Source organism: Syntrophales bacterium (genome assembly GCA_030655775.1).
In the GTDB taxonomy this organism is placed as follows: Bacteria; Desulfobacterota; Syntrophia; order Syntrophales; family JADFWA01; genus JAUSPI01.
In genome coordinates this window covers 35,490-52,960 of sequence record JAUSPI010000220.1, presented here as the reverse complement: position 1 = coordinate 52,960, position 17,471 = coordinate 35,490, and the positions used below count along the sequence as shown (strand labels likewise).

At 44.8% G+C, this 17,471-nt stretch carries 16 protein-coding genes; 15 read left to right on the top strand and 1 reads right to left on the bottom strand.

Features of this window, described 5'->3' with window-relative positions; translation table 11 throughout:
- The first annotated feature begins 372 nt into the window (after positions 1–372).
- Positions 373–840, top strand: coding sequence for a CBS domain-containing protein (locus tag Q7J27_12295; GenBank protein MDO9529918.1), 468 nt, complete (start codon positions 373–375; stop codon positions 838–840).
- A 460-nt stretch (positions 841–1,300) separates the two neighbouring features.
- Here Q7J27_12295 and Q7J27_12290 read toward each other — a convergent pair whose 3' ends face one another.
- Positions 1,301–1,480 (bottom strand): hypothetical protein, encoded by a 180-nt coding sequence (locus Q7J27_12290; GenBank protein ID MDO9529917.1) that lies wholly within the window; start codon positions 1,478–1,480, stop codon positions 1,301–1,303.
- 620 nt (positions 1,481–2,100) lie between these two features.
- On the opposite strand from Q7J27_12290, the gene Q7J27_12285 reads away from it, so the two are divergent.
- The 14 genes from Q7J27_12285 (at position 2,101) to holB (ending at position 17,325) form a co-directional block, all read left to right on the top strand.
- A complete protein-coding gene (locus tag Q7J27_12285; protein MDO9529916.1) occupies positions 2,101–3,207 on the top strand; it encodes an AAA family ATPase in 1,107 nt (368 codons plus the stop codon).
- A gap of 281 nt (positions 3,208–3,488) precedes the next feature.
- Complete coding sequence (locus Q7J27_12280; GenBank protein MDO9529915.1) at positions 3,489–5,780, top strand: CHAT domain-containing protein; 2,292 nt, start codon at positions 3,489–3,491, stop codon at positions 5,778–5,780.
- Positions 5,781–6,269: 489 nt separating this feature from the next.
- On the top strand, positions 6,270–6,464 hold the full coding sequence (locus tag Q7J27_12275) for a type II toxin-antitoxin system VapB family antitoxin (GenBank protein MDO9529914.1): 195 nt from the start codon (positions 6,270–6,272) through the stop codon (positions 6,462–6,464).
- A complete protein-coding gene (locus Q7J27_12270) occupies positions 6,461–6,856 on the top strand; it encodes a PIN domain nuclease (protein MDO9529913.1) in 396 nt (131 codons plus the stop codon). The genes Q7J27_12275 and Q7J27_12270 overlap by 4 nt, the downstream gene beginning before the upstream one ends.
- 331 nt (positions 6,857–7,187) lie before the next feature.
- Positions 7,188–8,561 (top strand): exodeoxyribonuclease VII large subunit, encoded by a 1,374-nt coding sequence (gene xseA / locus Q7J27_12265; protein ID MDO9529912.1) that lies wholly within the window; start codon positions 7,188–7,190, stop codon positions 8,559–8,561.
- 6 nt (positions 8,562–8,567) lie between these two features.
- On the top strand, positions 8,568–8,804 hold the full coding sequence (locus tag Q7J27_12260) for an exodeoxyribonuclease VII small subunit (GenBank protein MDO9529911.1): 237 nt from the start codon (positions 8,568–8,570) through the stop codon (positions 8,802–8,804).
- Positions 8,794–9,702 (top strand): polyprenyl synthetase family protein, encoded by a 909-nt coding sequence (locus Q7J27_12255; GenBank protein ID MDO9529910.1) that lies wholly within the window; start codon positions 8,794–8,796, stop codon positions 9,700–9,702. The genes Q7J27_12260 and Q7J27_12255 overlap by 11 nt, the downstream gene beginning before the upstream one ends.
- A gap of 84 nt (positions 9,703–9,786) precedes the next feature.
- Entirely contained in the window at positions 9,787–11,664 is a 1,878-nt protein-coding gene (gene dxs / locus Q7J27_12250; protein MDO9529909.1) for a 1-deoxy-D-xylulose-5-phosphate synthase, read from the top strand.
- Between the two features lie 237 nt (positions 11,665–11,901).
- Positions 11,902–12,630: a TlyA family RNA methyltransferase gene (locus tag Q7J27_12245; protein ID MDO9529908.1), complete on the top strand. Its 729-nt coding sequence runs from the start codon at positions 11,902–11,904 to the stop codon at positions 12,628–12,630.
- A gap of 74 nt (positions 12,631–12,704) precedes the next feature.
- On the top strand, positions 12,705–14,429 hold the full coding sequence (gene ispH / locus Q7J27_12240; protein ID MDO9529907.1) for a 4-hydroxy-3-methylbut-2-enyl diphosphate reductase: 1,725 nt from the start codon (positions 12,705–12,707) through the stop codon (positions 14,427–14,429).
- A gap of 54 nt (positions 14,430–14,483) precedes the next feature.
- Positions 14,484–15,074: a hypothetical protein gene (locus Q7J27_12235; GenBank protein MDO9529906.1), complete on the top strand. Its 591-nt coding sequence runs from the start codon at positions 14,484–14,486 to the stop codon at positions 15,072–15,074.
- A gap of 306 nt (positions 15,075–15,380) precedes the next feature.
- Positions 15,381–15,560, top strand: coding sequence for a 4Fe-4S binding protein (locus Q7J27_12230; protein ID MDO9529905.1), 180 nt, complete (start codon positions 15,381–15,383; stop codon positions 15,558–15,560).
- A 120-nt stretch (positions 15,561–15,680) separates the two neighbouring features.
- Positions 15,681–16,328, top strand: a complete 648-nt coding sequence (tmk, locus tag Q7J27_12225) for a dTMP kinase (protein ID MDO9529904.1) — start codon at positions 15,681–15,683, stop codon at positions 16,326–16,328.
- Positions 16,315–17,325, top strand: a complete 1,011-nt coding sequence (holB, locus tag Q7J27_12220; GenBank protein ID MDO9529903.1) for a DNA polymerase III subunit delta' — start codon at positions 16,315–16,317, stop codon at positions 17,323–17,325. The genes tmk and holB overlap by 14 nt, the downstream gene beginning before the upstream one ends.
- The last annotated feature ends 146 nt before the right edge of the window (positions 17,326–17,471 follow it).

The window sequence follows — 17,471 nt, the reverse complement described above, 5'->3', positions numbered from 1 at the left end:
AATAGGATATGTAAATATTATCAGTGCGTTACTGTACTTTATACGCCCATACAAGTCAAGCATTATTTTCGTTTATTTCTTGTATATTCAGCAGGTTAAATCTTGTTTTGACCTGTCGAGGATTAAATCAACAGAATCATCTAAGTTGACAATAAAATCCTTTTGAATCAAGAAGTATATTGGAGAGATGAACAGTGGTCAAGCAAGAAAACGTTTTGCTGTCTTTGTCATTTCCGATTGGGTCGGGAGTAACATTTCTTCAAGACAAGCTCAGCTCTGTTCGTAAAATCAATAGTGGACTTTATAAGAAATCAAAGGTAAAATTTATCAAAATAGACTTGAAAGTTGTTTTTATGGCAAGGGGGAGAATAAATGCTTAAAGCCAAGGATTTTATGACAGAAGAGGTAATTACAGTTCGTCCCGAAACGGGAATTGTTCAGGCCGCGAAGTTGATGCTTAAATACCACTTTAATGGTTTACCTGTAGTTGATGAAGATAATCGTTTGGTGGGAATTATTTGTCAGGATGACCTGATTGCCCAGCAAAGAGAGATTCCCCTGCCTTCTTTCTTCATTCTGCTCGACAGTGTTATTCCTTTAAGTTCCCATAAAAATATTGAGAAAGAAGTAAAGAAAATGGCTGCCATCACGGTAGCAGAAGCCATGACCCCTAATCCTGTAACGGTTGATCCGGAGACCAGCCTGGAAAACATTGCCACACTGATGGTGAAGAACAACATACACACTTTGCCTGTCATGGATCAAGGTAAGATGGTCGGTATTATAGGCAAGGAGGATATCCTGCGCACTCTTATGCCCGGTGGCGAAAAAGAAGATTAAACTGATGATGCTTACCGTATATACGTCTTTAACATTTTCGACGGAATGTCGGGCAATAATTCGTAATTGGTAAGACACGCGGGTACATATTCGTATTCGGGGGACAGTATACATATTCTTGTCTCTTTTCTTCGGAAAATAGATATGCTGTCCCCTAAATTTCGTTATTAAAGGTAACCCGATGCCTGTCTTTGCCTGACGGCAACAAATGACAGCAACGCAACATCATGAAGCTACAAAGGGAGGAAAACGGCATGGCCAAATCAGAAGATGCAAAAAAACAGGAGAAGAAAAAACCACAGAAAACAGCCAAAGAGAAGAGGCAGGCAAAGCAGGAAAAGAAAAAGAGCAAATAGCTAATCAGAGAAACAAACGGGGTAAGGTTTCAACATTCAACAATTAGCACAGTAATTTGTGAAGCTCCCCGCCCACAGGGCGGGACTTGCGGGCGCGCTCCCGGTCAAATGTTGAGACCCGACCAGCCTTTCTCTCTTTCCTGCTCTTGTCTATTCGTCTGTTTCGGATTTCTTCTTCTTTTTCTTCTTTTCTTTGCCCTTTTCGGGTGCGCTTCTGGTGAAGAGATTGAAAGTTTTACGATAACCTGTGACGACATATTGTAATCGTTTCCAGTTAAGTTCATTTTGTTACGTACTAAGCAGCTCTCCTAAACTGTAAAATTGACGACGATGTTACGATATTGGTTCTCTGTACGCAATTTATGGGATGGATTTATCCCGTTTCCTTATTTATGTCTTCCTGTAACAAAGCATCCGGCAATTTTGATAGAGATCCAGCCTTTTAAACAGTAATCCTTATTGACTGAAATCTACAATCAGATAAAAACAGGAAATAGTGCTGATAAAAAGTATCAACCATCATCTTGTGCATATGTCTGCAAAATTTTTTGCAAGCGAAGGCACTATATTGGTTACGTATCATTTCCGACCAGATGACCGCTTTATCGGAGTGTGAATAAATTATTGAAATATAATGAAATATGCCCTGACTTTGCGTAAATAGTAAAGTATTGCTTTTTTGTATCCTGTGCCTTATAATGGTTTTTAGTCAGTATGGTACAGTTAAAGTTGAGGTATAACAATTTGAAGTGCAAAGGCGATCACCATGCTCTTTAGAGTCTTGGTGGTTTTTTTATTTCTGTCATATTGGTAAATCGACTTTATGATGGTTGTAATGACCTTACAAGGTGGAGATGAATGTTTGTTTTTGTTTCCAAGATTGTGAACTTGAAGGTGAGTTGAAATGGCTGAAGATCTTTTGAGTATGAACAAAGACTTAACAGAGACATTAGCACCCGAGTTACGTGCGAGTAGAATATTTGAGATAAGCGGCACAAAATTTGATCCTGATGCTGCCGCTGACCTATGGCCGAAAATTTTGCAGCATAAATGGCTCATGTCTGAAAAGCTTGGTCGGGATGTTGGCTTGCGGGTCGCATGCACCGATTTTCTCGAAAATATGGAGCAGGCAAGTGAGGAATACTTGGCCTATAAGCGGAGGGACATCCTGAATGAGATGGGAGCTCAGACCAGCAGAAAAGAAATATGGGATACCATCTCCGATTCGCAGCCTCCAAAACAGTTAGTTCAGAGGAAAATCATACTCCCGTTGACAGAGCGAGATCTTTCGAAAAAGCATGGGGTTGTTCCTCCCAAGACTATTATTTTTTTTGGACCTCCCGGTACGGGAAAAACTCATTTTGCCAGAGCAATAGCCGGGGTCCTTTCCTGGTGGTTCATTGAAATTGCTCCAAGCATGCTGATGGTTGACGGAACCGAAAGGGTGGGCGCTAACCTGCGTATGATAATGGAAAAGGCACGAAACCTGGAGGAAGCTGTCATCTTTATCGATGAGTTTGAAGAGATTGCAGGCAGTCGTGACGAGGCAAGCCGAATTGATAAGTCTATTACAAATGAATTTCTCAAGCAGGTGCCGCTGCTTAAAAACCAGGGGAACAATATACTCTTCATTTGCGCTACGAATTATATCAGGCAACTCGATGCCGCACTGCTTCGCCCGGGAAGATTTGATTGTATTATTCCTGTGGGTGGTTTAAACGAAGATGAGAGAAAAACTATTCTGGGAAACTACCTCTCCAAGCTTCATACAGGGGAAATCGATCTTGAGCGTATCATAAAAAAGATGACATCTCAATTTACACCGGCTGATATGGAGTATCTCTTCCAGCAAGTTGCGCAGTTTGCCTTTGAGCAGGAACTTGCTACGAAGCGTGATTATTGGGTAACTACGGAAACTATTTTTGAGATTATGCCAAAAATCCATCCGTCTCTGACTGATAAAATTATCGAAGAGTTTGAAAAAGACAGTATCACCTATTCCCGCGTGTAGAAGACGTGTCTGCCGCACCATAATTTTCATGAAAGCGATAAGTGAGATCAAAATCAGGATATATGATTTCAAAGTCACATGCCCAGTAACCGGACCGGTTCATTGATTACAGATAGAAGGGTGCTACGACTAAGAAGCTCGACTATCCATCTCACGAACTCATGCACATCTTCCTGAAAGCAATGATTGACGGATTTTGAGAACCATGCGAGAGTACAAACAGTAATGTTTGAAGTACTGTGGCACCGCCGGGAAACCAGGCGGCAAACGGAGAAAATAATATGAAACTTAAAAAGTATTCCACAAGATTAGCCATATTGCTGCTATCTTGTTTCTTGTCGGCCTGCGCCTTATCTAAAGATATCAAGTTAAGCAGCTATGCCCAGAAACAGCAGATCCATGAAATCATTAATATGCTCCAACCAGAACTTGATGAAGGCGGTACGCTGTCTTCCTTCCAGCTTTATTTACTGGCCGCCTCTTACAATGGAATTCGCAACTACAGCAAAGCGCTCGCCACAACAGACCTGCTGCAAAAGCAGATCGATCAGGGCGAGAGAACTTATGTCGGTTCCGATCTCACCGTTTATCCGCAAATCCTTCGCGGTTCTGTTTATCTGGACCAGGGGGAGCCTCAGAAGGCCATTCAGGAAGGCGCCCTTGCTTATAAACTATTGCATGAAGGGGGACGTGAGAAAAGTACATTTTATACATCTCAACTGATCGACATTTATGATGTTCTTGGTGTTGCTCATGCCCTGACCGGAAATAAGGCGGATGCTCAAAAAATTGCTGATTCACTGCAAAATATAAGCATCACAGACATGAACGTCATGAACGGCCCCCCAAAATACAGCGCACTGGCGCGGATTTACATGGCATTGAAAGAATATGACAATGCTCTGGCTGCCATCAAGCACCCGGATGCAAAAGTAACGGGGTTAATTACAGCATTCTTCGATCAGACCTTCCAGGAGATACCCAAACTTTATATCTTATCGAAAAGTCTTTACGAAACCGGAAACATAAAGGAAGCAACAGAAGGATATGACCAGCTTTTAGGACATCCGCAGATTGAGCAGATCGGCGGCATTTACTGGATTGTGCTGCTGGATCGGGCCAAAATTGCTTTGGCCGAAGGCCGGAAAAGCACTGCGGAAGACATGCTCAAAAAAGCAATTGACGTCATTGAAAAGCAGCGCTCTTCGATTAATTCCGAAGCGGGACGCATCGGCTTTGTCGGCGATAAACAAACGGCTTACGCTGAATTGACGGCGCTGCTTCTTGCTGACGGCCGTTACGCAGAAGCGTTTGCTTACGTGGAGCGTGCCAAAGCCCGCGCCCTGGTGGACTTACTTGCTTCGCAAAAGGACATAAACGTCCGCGGCGGACAGACAGAGCAAATCAAAACAACTTTGGCCCAGCTTGATAAGGTCGAAGATAATTTAGCTGTTGTGGCGCAAGTCGAGGACAAAGAAAATCAGAAAAAAAGCCGTGCTGTCGTTTTAGCACTGAAAAAAGATCTGCAGGAAAAAGCGCCGGAACTGGCGGCTCTCGTTTCCGTAACCACACCGGCGACGGCGGAGATCCAAAACAAGATTAAAGACGATGAAACACTGCTGGAATATTATTGCGCGGGCAAAGAATGGTATGTTTTTATTTTAACAGGCAAGACAATTGTGGCGCAGAAGCTGCCGGTAGCGGATTTGGAAAATAATATTGATGGCCTGCGCAAAAATATTACGACACGAAATTTGCCGGAATTCAACCAATACAGCCGGACGCTATACCGCCAAATATTTACTTTGGCAGCTCCCGCAATTAAAACAAAAAAACTGATTATCGTTCCACATGGCTCTTTACACTATTTGCCTTTTGCCGCCCTTTCCGACAGCAACGAATACCTGATTGACCGCTTCAGCATACGGATGCTGCCCAGCGCCAGCGTTCTGAGTTTCCTCAAGGAGCGGGCGAAGCAAGAAGATAGAGGCGCCCTGATTTTCGGCAATCCGAAGCTGGACGATCCGAAATATGATTTGAAATTCGCGCAGGACGAGGCCCTGGCCATTGGCAAGATCATTCCAAAATCCAATGTTCTTTTACGCAGTGAGGCATCAAAAACCAATCTGCTAAATTTTGGGAGCAAATATTCCGTCATTCATCTGGCTGTCCATGGCGTATTTGATCTGGATAAGCCGCTTAATTCAGCGCTGCTGCTGGCCGCAGATAGAAATAATGATGGACTATTGAGAGCAGCTGACCTTTATAATTTATCTTTGAGCGCCGATTTGGTCACTCTCAGCGCCTGTGAAACGGCTCTGGGAAAAGTGGCAACAGGAGATGATGTTGTCGGCTTTACTCGCGGCTTCCTTTATGCCGGAGCGCGCTCGTTGATATCCAGCTTATGGCAGGTGGATGACGAGGCAACCCGCGATTTGATGGTTAATTTTTATACCAATCTATCGAAGATGAGCAAAGATGACGCCTTGCAACAGGCGCAGCTCAAAGTTAAAAAACAATACCCGCAGCCCTTTTACTGGGCAGCGTTTTTACTCACCGGAAGTGCGATGTAAAAAAAGCTAAGCACTAAAAGTTCCCCCGATATGATTACGTTATTAAATACCGGCTCATTGTATAGGAGAATAATAGGGTCAGGTCCGTTTTGTTGTCATATCGAAGATTTCAAGCGATATTCTGCACTTTTGTTAGCCGATATAGGTTGTGGACTTGTAGGTGTTTTCTTCATTGAGCTAAGTTCAGATAGCCGTCATATACCTTGATCAATACCATCAAATTCAAAAATTACATACAGCTTTATTATACCTTCGATTAGTATCCTAACTCCTGCAGTAGTGACAGCTGCTATCCATCAACAGAGACGAGCTATATGGAATTGACGGACGTTGAGTAGAAACAGGCCGTATCATGTAAGAAAAGCGGCTGTCCCCGATCCCATACAATTAAACGACGGAATGCTTTACATGCACCCCCCAAAATAAACCTTCCAAACAGTCTAATTAATGTGTATAATATGAACAAATAATACACATAAGAGGCAAGAAATGAGAACAAATGTAGTCATTGATGACGATCTGATGGAAGCCGCCATAAAGGTGTCCGGCCTGAAAACAAAAAAAGCTGCCATAGAAGAGGGGTTGAAATTGCTGGTGCAAGTGAAAGGCCAGAAAGAAATCAAGGGTTTTCGAGGGAAGCTCAAGTGGACCGGTAATCTCGACGAGATGAGGTTAGACAAATGATTCTCGTAGATTCCTCTGTCTGGATCGACTACTTCAACGGCAACAAAACGGCACAGACGGACTGGCTTGATTCTTCACTTGGAAATACACCCATTATAATAGGCGGTCTCATCCTGACCGAAGTACTTCAGGGATTTCAACGCGATAAGGACTTCAAAATTGCAAGGGATCTTCTTTTACGCATTCCATTTATGCCAATGGGGGGAAAGGTATTGGCCTTAGAGAGCGCAATGAACTATAGACTTCTGAGGAGAAAAGGCGTGACTGTGAGAAAAACCACAGACGTCATGATTGGAACTTTTTGTATCCACTACCAGCTACCATTGCTGCATGACGACAGAGATTTCGATCCGATGGTGAAGTTCCTGGGACTGGAGACAATCGACACATAACCAGTGCTTCACCGGATCGTCCAAAAAACAGGCTTCCGGAAAGCTTTGCGTTCCATAAAATGTGCAAAGGGAATCAATATAATAACTCCATAGCCAATTCTTAAAGTCCATGTATCTGCCATCTCTCAACAGAGACGAGCTATGTGGAATTGACGGACGTTGAATAGAAACAGACGTATCATGTAAGAAATAAGCGGCTGTCCCCGATCTCATAATCATATATAAAGCAGTAAACGGGCCCCATGGATGAGGCCTTTTTTGTCGGAAGATTTCCATAGCAGCAGACAGACAGGCGAACGTAAAATAAATTTCTTGCAACGTCTCAATACCTTTGTTAGATGACAATCATCGCACTTATACGGATGAGCTTATTTTTATGAAGAATGTCTTTACTGTCACTGAATTGACGACCAGCATAAAAGTTCTACTGGAGTCGAGTTTCGATGCGGTCTGGGTCGAGGGTGAAATTTCCAACCTGCGCCGGCCCGGCTCCGGTCATCTATACTTTACGCTCAAGGACGAGAATAGCCAGATACGGGCGGTCATCTTCCGCCAGTTCTCTAAAATGGTACCATTCGATATTGACGATGGAATGAACGTCATTTGCAGGGCACGGCTCAGCGTCTATCAGCCGAGAGGGGAATATCAACTGATCGTTGACGCTATCGAACCGAAAGGCATCGGCGCCCTCCAATTAGCCTTCGAACAGCTCAAGGCGCGCCTGGAGAAGGAGGGTCTCTTTGATCCGTCCCATAAGAAATTGACTCCTTTCCTTCCCCGTAGAATCGGGGTTGTCACATCACCGACGGGCGCCGCTATCAGGGACATTCTCAACGTCACAAAAAGGAGGTTTTCTTCTGTCGACATACTGATTGCCCCGGTAAGGGTACAGGGAACGGAAGCTCCACCTGAGATAATCGAGGCTTTAGCCGATCTGAATGCAATTCCCGATATTGACGTTATCATCCTGGCCAGGGGGGGCGGATCTCTTGAAGACCTTGCCCCGTTCAATGATGAAGGGGTTGCGAGGAGTATCTTTAATTCCAGAATCCCCGTTATCTCGGCCGTCGGTCACGAGATTGACTTCACCATTGCGGATTTCGTCGCCGATCTCAGGGCACCGACACCTTCCGCGGCTGCCGAGCTGGTTGTACCGATGAGACGTGAACTGATTGAATCGCTGGAGAACCTCCGTGTGAGGATGATCGGCAACAACCGCAGGGTAAAGAATATGTTGAGAGAAAAGATCTTTCTCCTCAGAGAGCGGATCAGAGATCCCCGGAGGAAGATTGCCGATATGCGCATAGGCATTGACGATATAACTGCCCGGTTTACAACCGTAACCGCCCGTGAACTGGACGGGCGGAAGAGCATCGTGCACAATCTGGGGGGAAATCTCATATACATGAGTCCGATGACGGACGTACGGGACAACAAGCTCATACTTGAAAATCTGGAAAAAAGCATGACAGCCGGGCTTTTTTACTACATGGATACCTTGAAAAACAGGGTTGAAGGCAACCTGTCGATGCTTGACATGCTGAGCCCTCTCTCCGTGCTAAAGAGGGGCTACGGCATCGCCAAAAAACTCCCTGAGGGCAGCATCATTAAAGAGTCAAGTGCGGTAACTGTTGGAGACGATGTTTCCGTAAAGGTCTCATCGGGAAGCTTTAACGCTAAGGTTACAGAGGTTTTACCGGAGTGATAGAAAATGGCAGAAGAAAAATTTGAAGAGGCATTGAAAAAGTTAGAAGACACTGTAAGGGAGATGGAAAGCGGGGACCTGACCCTGGAGGAATCCCTCAAATCTTTTGAAGAAGGGATCAGACTCTCACGGTTCTGCGCCAAAAAGCTCGATGAAGCGGAGAGGCGGATAGAAGTCCTTCTCAAGAATGAAGAGGGATTGGATATTCAGCCCTTCAAGGGGGAGGATAAAAGTGACCCCTGAAAAGAAAATATCCCTGGATGACTATCTGAAGGCGAGAAAAAATATCGTCGATGAAGCCCTTGACAGGTACCTTCCCGGAGAGGATACTTTTCCGTCCACCATTTTTAAATCTGTAAGGTACAGCGTATTTGCCGGAGGAAAAAGGCTACGGCCGATCTTGTGCATGGCCTCCGCGGAAGCCGTTGGGGGAAACATTGAAACAGTGCTTCCTGTGGCCTGTGCGTTAGAGCTGATTCACACCTACTCCCTGATCCACGATGATCTCCCCGTCATTGATGACGACGATTACAGGAGGGGAAAGCCCACAAACCACAAGGTATTCGGCGAAGATATCGCCATTCTGGCCGGTGACGCCCTCCTCACGGAGGCCTTCCGTCTGATGTCAAAAAGAGAGTTTGTCGGCGAAACCCCTCCCGACAGACTCCTCGCCGTAATCAGCGATATCTCGGAAGCCGCAGGGTTCCTCGGTATGGTCGGCGGGCAGGTTGTTGATGTACAATCGGAGGGAAAGGAGGTTGGCGAAGAAACCCTCGATTACATCCATACGCATAAGACGGGGGCGATGATTACCACCTCTGTCAGGGCAGGCGCCGTCTTATCCGGCGCCGGCAAGAATGAGATTGACGCCCTTTCAGATTACGGCAGGAACATCGGACTTGCCTTTCAGATAGCGGACGATATTCTTGACGTTGAGGGGGATCAGGAAACACTTGGCAAGGATATAGGAAGTGACCGGTCGCGCGGCAAGGTTACGTTTCCTGCCCTTTTCGGTCTTGAAGCATCGAGGAAAAAGGCCCGTGAACTTGTGGATAACGCCCTGTCAGATATCGCACAATTCGACAGCAGGGCAGAACCCCTGAGAATGATAGCAAAATATATAATTGAAAGAAGATCGTGAACAAATAGTTCCGAGTTTCAAGTTTAAAGTTAAAAACACGAAACCCGAAACTATAAACTTTGAACTTTAAACTCGGAACTTAACATGGACAGCATATTAGAAAAAATTGATTTCCCCCACGACATCAAAAAGCTTGGATTTGCCGAATTAAACGTCCTGGCAGGGGAAATCAGGGGAAAAATAATTGAAACAGTCTCCAAAAGCGGCGGACACTTAGCCTCGTCTCTCGGTGTTGTGGAACTGACACTTGCAATCCACTATGTCTTTGACACCCCTGAGGATAAGCTTATATGGGATGTCGGGCACCAGTCCTATGCCCATAAGATAATTACCGGCAGGAAAGACCGGTTTCACACCCTCCGTCAGAAAGGGGGGTTGAGCGGTTTTCCCAGGAGGGAAGAGAGCGACTACGACGTCTTCAATGTCGGTCACAGCAGTACATCGATATCCGCCGCCGCCGGTATCGCCGAGGCCAGATGTCTCAAAAACGAGGGCTTCAAGGTGATTGCCGTAATCGGTGATGGTTCGATGACTGCCGGAATGGCCTTTGAGGGATTGAACTGGACAGGCGGCAGAAATAAGGATCTTTTAATTATACTCAATGACAACGAAATGTCCATTTCTCCCAATGTGGGTGCCATGTCGTCCTATTTGAACCGTCTCATGACGGGGCAACGTATCACGAAAATGAGATCTGAGATTAAGAACTTTATAAAAACAATACCGGGTATCGGGGACAAGATGCTGAAGTTTACAAGACAGGCAGAAGAATCGCTGAAAGCATTTTTCGTCCCGGGTGTCATCTTTGAAGAACTTGGTTTCCAGTACGTAGGCCCGCTTGAAGGGCACAGACTGGATCACCTGATAAAAAACCTGGAAAACGTAAAGAAGCTCAACAGGCCTGTCCTGGTTCACGTTATCACTAAAAAAGGAAAGGGATACAAGTTCGCAGAGGAGGAACCATCGAGATTTCATGGTATCGGTCCTTTCGACATAACTACCGGCACAAACCTCGTAGACAGTAATTCTGACCCGTCTTATACGGAAATGTTCGGGAAAACGATGGTGAAACTGGCCCGTGAAGATTCAAGGATCGTCGCAATAACGGCTGCTATGACTCACGGGACGGGACTTGAGCAATTTGCAGAAGAGATGCCTGGCAGGTTTTATGACGTCGGTATAGCGGAACAGCACGGGGCTACATTTGCTGCCGGTCTCGCCACTGAAGGGTTTATACCGGTGGTAACAATCTATTCGACCTTCATGCAGAGGGCATATGACCAGGTACTCCATGATATCTGTGCCCAGAAACTACCGGTGGTTCTTGCTCTCGATCGGGGGGGATTCGTCGGAAAAGATGGTGCCACTCATCACGGTCTGTTCGATTATTCCTACCTGAGATCAATTCCCAATATTGTTGTTATGGCCCCAAAAGATGAAAATGAATTCCAGCACATGCTTAAAACCGCCGTTGAGTGTGGATGTCCAGCATCGGTGAGATATCCCCGGGGAAGGGGGGTCGGTGTTTCTATTGACGACACACCAAGGTCTCTTGAGATCGGAAAGGGTGAAGTTATTCTTGATGGAAGCGACATCGCAATCGTCGCTATAGGGTCTACTGTATGTTCTGCCGTTGCCGCCGCTGAAAATCTAAAAGACGAAGGGATAAGTGCAATGGTCATCAATAGCCGCTTTGTAAAGCCCCTTGACGAAGAACTTTTGTGCGATGTTGCTAAATCTATAAAGAAGGTCATTACCGTTGAGGAAAATGTCTTGATGGGGGGCTTCGGGAGCGCTGTCCTTGAGCTGTTTGAAAAAGCGGGGATATATGATGTTACCGTAAAAAGACTTGGAATCAAGGATGAGTTTGTGGAACACGCAACTCAGACAGAATTGAGAAGCATGTACGGTATTGACGAGGACGGTATTGCGAACACTGTCCGTAAGATGATGGGTAAATGAGTTTCAAGTTTGAGGTTTCAAGTTTGAAGTCCAGGGTCTTGAAACCTTTTACAAGCTCGAAACTTTAGACTTTAAACTTTGATGGTTTCGTAAAAAGTCATTTTGTACGTCACTCCCGTGAAAGCGGGAGTCTATAACAGATTGAATTTACTGGATTCCCGCTTTCGCGGGAATGACGAAAAGGGTAGAAATTTGACTTTTTACGAGATTGTCAACTTTAAACTTTAGACTTTAAACTTGAAGATAAGATTAGACAGACTTCTGGTTGAGAGAGATATCTCCCCGACGCGTGAAAGGGCGAAGGCGCTTATCCTGTCCGGTGCCGTCATCGTCGGGGAACACAGGATTGACAAAGCGGGCACCCTCGTTCCCAGAGATGCCAAGATAAGGATAAAGGGAGAGGATAACCCTTACGTCAGCAGGGGAGGCTTGAAACTCAAGGGAGCGCTAACCGAGTTCGGCATTGATGTAGCAGGTTTTGCAGCCCTCGATATCGGAGCCTCAACAGGCGGTTTTACAGACTGCCTGCTTCAGGAAGGGGCAAGAAAGGTATATGCAGTCGATGTAGGTTACGGCCAGCTTGCCTGGAAGCTGAGAAATGATAACAGGGTAGTTGTCTTTGAAAAGACAAATATACGCTATTTTTCCGGTAGCGGGATAGACGACGAGATAGATATAGCCACCATAGATGCCTCCTTTATTTCCCTCAAGTTGGTTATTCCAGCCACGGTCAGGCTTATAAAGAAAGATGCGTTTATTCTTGCCCTCATCAAGCCACAATTTGAGGCAGGAAGGGAAGAGGTAGGGAAAAAGGGTGTGGTAAAAGACCCCGATATACATAGAAGGGTTGTTGATGAAATTGAGGAGTTTTGCAGGGAATTGGGGCTCGAAGTACTGGGAACATGTGATTCTCCCCTTTTAGGGCCTGCTGGTAATAAAGAATTTTTTATATATGTAAAAAAATAGGTTTCGGGTTCCGAGTTTTGAGTTCAAAGTTTTATCAGAACTCAGAACTCGGAAGAACTTGGAATTTTAAACAGATGGGAATCAAAATAGCCAGGACAGCAGGATTTTGTATGGGCGTGAGAAGGGCGGTCGATATGGTCCTCGACGTTGCCCAGAACAGGAATACCGGAAAGATATATACTTACGGCCCCCTCATACATAATCCACAGACTGTTGAAATCCTTAAAAAGAGGGGAATACTCCCGGTAGATAATATCGATGAAATCGAAGAAGGAACAATCATAATCAGGGCTCACGGGATATCGCCCCTCGAAAGAAAAAAGATTAAAGAAAAGAATGTAAAGATAGTCGATGTCACCTGCCCAAAGGTAGCGCGTGTGCAGGCCATAATCAAAAAACATGCATCCCTGGGTTATGCTGTCCTGATTGTGGGGGATAATGGACATCCCGAAGTCGACGGTCTGCTCGGGTACTCTGACGGAAAGGGAATCGTAATAGAAAACAGGGATGAGGTTGATGCCCTCCCCGAGCTTGAGAAGATCTGCGTTGTCGCTCAGACAACTCAGAGCACGAAGGAATACGGGGATATAATTGACAGGATTAGACAACGATTTCCACAGGTTACGGTCTTTGATACCATATGCGATTCCACTGAAAAGAGACAGGCCGAGGTTAAGGAATTGTCCGCCAAAATGGATGCTATGTTTGTTGTGGGGGGAAAGAACAGCGCTAATACCAAGAGACTGGCTACTATGTCGGAACTGCAGGGGACACCCACATTTCATATTGAAACGGCAGATGAGCTCAAGAATATAAACATAGACCGGTACAATGAAATCGGTATTTCTGCCGGGGCATCTACACCAAACTGGACAATCGAAAAGGTTGTCGATTACATTACAAGTTTTCAGGAAGAGAAGAAAAAGGGGAAAGCAAGCAGGCTGCTGAAATTCTGGATATTCGCCGTTATAACGGATATCTATTCCGCCGTGGGCGCCGGATGTCTGTCTCTGGCGAGCATTCTCCTTCAGGGATTAAATGTTAATATCTTGAATATATTGATAGCATCCTTTTATGTATATTCGATGCATGCAGTAAATAGATTCACAGACAGGAAATACAGCGGTATAGTAAGCTCATTCAGAGAAGATTCCTATCTGAAGCATGATAAGGTATACGTTACCATTGCCATTGCCTCCCTGCTTACAGCCCTGACTCTCTCCTTCATTGCCGGTTTGGCCCCATTTCTGGTTCTGCTTTCGATTTCCTGCTTTGGAGTCCTTTACAACGCTAAGATATTTCCGCGAAACTGGCGTTTCAGGAGATTGAGAGACCTCCCAGGATCCAAAAATGTTTCTGTGGCCACGGCATGGGCGATCGTAGTAGCGGTGTTTCCACAGTTAGAAATAAGCATAAGCATAACCCCGGCAATGACATTGGCTTTTCTATTCACCTTTGCCGTGGTCTTCGTCAGATCGGCCCTGTCCGACACGATCGACATTCAGAGTGACAGGCTGATCGGGAGAGAGACTATTCCTGTCGTAATAGGAGAGAAAAACACACAAAAGCTTTTAAAGGGAATATCGGGTATTACGGCCGCAATCCTTATAATTGCAAACCCCGCAGGATGGACTTCCTCTTTGAGTTTTGCCCTCCTGGCCTGTGTATTTTATATGTGGATTTGTTTCAAACTTTGTGATAGAAGATCGACGTTTTCAGGTGTTGTTCTGGAAGGTCTCCTGGAGACAAACTACATAATCGCCGGTTTGAGTACTTTTTTATGGTTAATTTTGGTGTAAGCATTCAATTCTCAGCCGCCGGCTTTCAGTAAAAATGAGAAGGGAAATAAATTTATGATTAGAAAAACATGGGTACTTTATTTTTCAATCTTGATTGTAATTGTTCTCTTTGGTTGTGGAGGCATTCGATATTCCCAGGTTGCTCCGAATGCAAAGGATTTCCATCCGAAAAAAATAGGGGTGATTCCAGTTGACGTCGGAACCTTTGAAGAAGCAAGGGGTGTTATTGATCAAATCATAGCCGGTGTTCTGGTCAAGAAAAAATGGTTTTCTGATGTTGTGGCACCTGACATGATTAATAACCGAATGCAATCAGATGATGAACTGCGAAAAACTGTTGTTGATTATTTAGCTAAACTTAAAACTGTTAATTTTTCCGATTCTGATCTGAGCATGAAGATTGGTGAAGCATACGATATTGATGCTTTCCTTATTGTTAATGTAGATTACTGGAACTACACCGTAGAAGGTGAAGACAAGGTTGCCAAGGTTGGCCTGGGACTAAAGCTGGTGCAGGCAGAAACGGGAAACATAATCTGGAAGGCAGGCCATCATGTGGCAAAAGATTACTGGTTTATAAAACCCGATCTTCCCGATGTGGCAGATGCCCTCGTAAAAGAAATGCTCGATCATATGCCGCATTAGAGTCTTTATTCTCAACAACTGCGTTTTTTGCGCAGATATTGGTACCAGTTCAAACAGCAAGATTTAGTTAAGAGTGTAAAGTGAGCTAAAGTGCCTAAAGTTAAAAAATGCGCTTTCAGCGCAGCCTGTTTCGAATTTGACCGCGCCGAAGGCGTGTACATTAACTTTAGCTCACTTTAGGCACTTCAAACTTTAGGCACTTTTGTGGTTGCGGCTTTGCCGCATTAGGTAAATGTAAATAGGGACAGCGCCTATTTACCGAGAAACTACTTGGTACAAATAAGTAAAAGTGGGGGATAAAAAAAGATGGCTTATGTGATTACTGACGAATGTATCGCCTGTGGTGCCTGTGAGGAGGAATGTCCTGTAGAAGCGATTACTGAGGGAGAGGACAAATATGTAATTAACCCGGATCTTTGTACCGAATGCGGTTCATGTGCTGATCTATGCCCTGTGGAGGCAATTGTGCCCGAAGAAGACAAATAACAGTTGACAGTTGTCAGTGAACAGGGATCAGGAAAGATTAAGGGTTAAAATCCGAAAGTCCGGCAAAAAATATAAGAGCTGATAGCTGATCCCTGCAAACAGCTACTGGAATTTATGTTAATGGGATTTTTTATAACTTTTGAGGGAATCGAAGGCTGCGGGAAGACCACCCAGATCAAAATGGGAGGAGAATATCTGAGCAGCAAAAATATCCCCTTTATCATAACCGAAGAACCAGGCGGAGTCCCACTCGGTCTGGAGATCAGGAAACTACTTCTAAATGAATCTTCTTTTGAAATATGTGCGGAATCGGAGGTTTTTCTGTTTTCTGCGGCCAGAGCTCAACATGTAAGGGATGTTATTCTGCCCACCCTTAAAGAGAAAAAATTTGTTTTGTGTGATCGTTTCTCCGATGCCACCATCGCCTACCAGGGATTTGGGCGAGGGTTGGACGTACATTTCATACAGAAGATAAATGAAACTTCAACCGGCCGACTTAAACCGGACATGACACTCCTCTTCGATACCCCTGTAGAGATCGGGCTTAAAAGAGCCATGAAACGGATATCCCGCATTGAAGGCGTCTCCAGGGAGGACCGCTTTGAGAGGGAAGAGTTGATTTTTCACAAGAAGGTCAGGGAGGGGTATCTTTCCCTCGCCAGAAATGAACCCGAAAGATTCAGAATAATAGACGGCACAAAGAGCATCGACGAAGTGCATCGTGAGGTGTGCTCCCATATGGCAACCCTGATAGATGGACGTGGGTGAATGCATGTCCTTCAAAGATATTTACGGTCAGGACAAACAGATAGCCATTCTTAAAAGCGCCATTGAAAGTGGGCGCGTCCCCCATTCTTACCTTTTTTACGGAGCAAAAGGCGTAGGAAAAAAAACGGCCGCAGAGATTTTTGCCAAAGCCTTGAACTGTTCGGAAGGCAAACTTGATTCATGCGACAGGTGCTCATCCTGCCTGAAAATAGACCACAAAAATCATCCCGACGTTATAACCATAGAACCCGAAGGAAATTTCATAAAGATAAGTGCCATAAAAGGTCTCCAACACCAGATAAAATTCAGGCCACTTGAAGGGAGTAAGAGGGTTTTCATAATAGCAGACGCCGACAGAATGAACAGCGTTTCTGCCAATTCCCTTCTAAAAACACTCGAAGAACCATCTTCTTCAAATATCTTGATATTGATTACGGCCCGTCACTACCTGCTTCCTGCAACTATACTCTCCCGATGCCAGCAGATAAGATTCAATCCGATACAAAGGGAAACAATTGCCTCATTTCTGGAAGAAAAGTTGGCTCTCGACAGGGAATCTGCCCGTTTACTTGCTTCGTCATCCGGTGGAAGTATAGGAAATGCCCTGGAAATGAATAAGGACTCATACCTGACATTCAAAAATGAGATAATCGAAAATATCTCCACCAGCAATGTCGAAGATCCACTAAAGCTTATATCTTTCATGGACAGCTTTGGGAAAAACAGGAAGGGAATTACAGAGAAGCTTGAAATATTGAAATCCTGGTATAGAGACATACTTGTCTACAAGGAAACGGGTGAAACGGAAAGTCTTATCCATCAAGATCGCATTGAAATAATAAAAAGCTTTGGGGAAAAGATGGCTGGATCGGACATTTTAAAAAGCATAAAAACGATAAATCATGCTCATAGGGCTATAGAGCAGAATGCCAATAAAGAGTTGACTTTAGAGTGGATGATATTTAAACTTGCAGAAATTATGACTACCCATGCATGAGTAGAGAGCTTTGCAAAACTGCAATTCTGGTCATTGCGAGGAGCTTTAGCGACGCGGCAATCTTATGAATTATCAATATGTTATGAGATTGCTTCGCTCGCAATGACAATATTGGTATTATGCAAAGCTCTCGAGTAGTCATGGTG

Excerpts from the sequence above, each read along its gene's own strand:
- Q7J27_12295 (MDO9529918.1), top strand. The coding sequence starts at position 373 with ATGCTTAAAGCCAAGGATTTTATGACAGAAGAGGTAATTACAGTTCGT.
- Q7J27_12290 (MDO9529917.1), bottom strand. The coding sequence starts at position 1,480 with ATGAACTTAACTGGAAACGATTACAATATGTCGTCACAGGTTATCGTA.
- Q7J27_12285 (MDO9529916.1), top strand. The coding sequence starts at position 2,101 with ATGGCTGAAGATCTTTTGAGTATGAACAAAGACTTAACAGAGACATTA.
- Q7J27_12280 (MDO9529915.1), top strand. The coding sequence starts at position 3,489 with ATGAAACTTAAAAAGTATTCCACAAGATTAGCCATATTGCTGCTATCT.
- Q7J27_12275 (MDO9529914.1), top strand. The coding sequence starts at position 6,270 with ATGAGAACAAATGTAGTCATTGATGACGATCTGATGGAAGCCGCCATA.
- Q7J27_12270 (MDO9529913.1), top strand. The coding sequence starts at position 6,461 with ATGATTCTCGTAGATTCCTCTGTCTGGATCGACTACTTCAACGGCAAC.
- Q7J27_12260 (MDO9529911.1), top strand. The coding sequence starts at position 8,568 with ATGGCAGAAGAAAAATTTGAAGAGGCATTGAAAAAGTTAGAAGACACT.
- dxs (MDO9529909.1), top strand. The coding sequence starts at position 9,787 with ATGGACAGCATATTAGAAAAAATTGATTTCCCCCACGACATCAAAAAG.
- ispH (MDO9529907.1), top strand. The coding sequence starts at position 12,705 with ATGGGAATCAAAATAGCCAGGACAGCAGGATTTTGTATGGGCGTGAGA.
- Q7J27_12235 (MDO9529906.1), top strand. The coding sequence starts at position 14,484 with ATGATTAGAAAAACATGGGTACTTTATTTTTCAATCTTGATTGTAATT.
- Q7J27_12230 (MDO9529905.1), top strand. The coding sequence starts at position 15,381 with ATGGCTTATGTGATTACTGACGAATGTATCGCCTGTGGTGCCTGTGAG.
- tmk (MDO9529904.1), top strand. The coding sequence starts at position 15,681 with ATGGGATTTTTTATAACTTTTGAGGGAATCGAAGGCTGCGGGAAGACC.
- holB (MDO9529903.1), top strand. The coding sequence starts at position 16,315 with ATGGACGTGGGTGAATGCATGTCCTTCAAAGATATTTACGGTCAGGAC.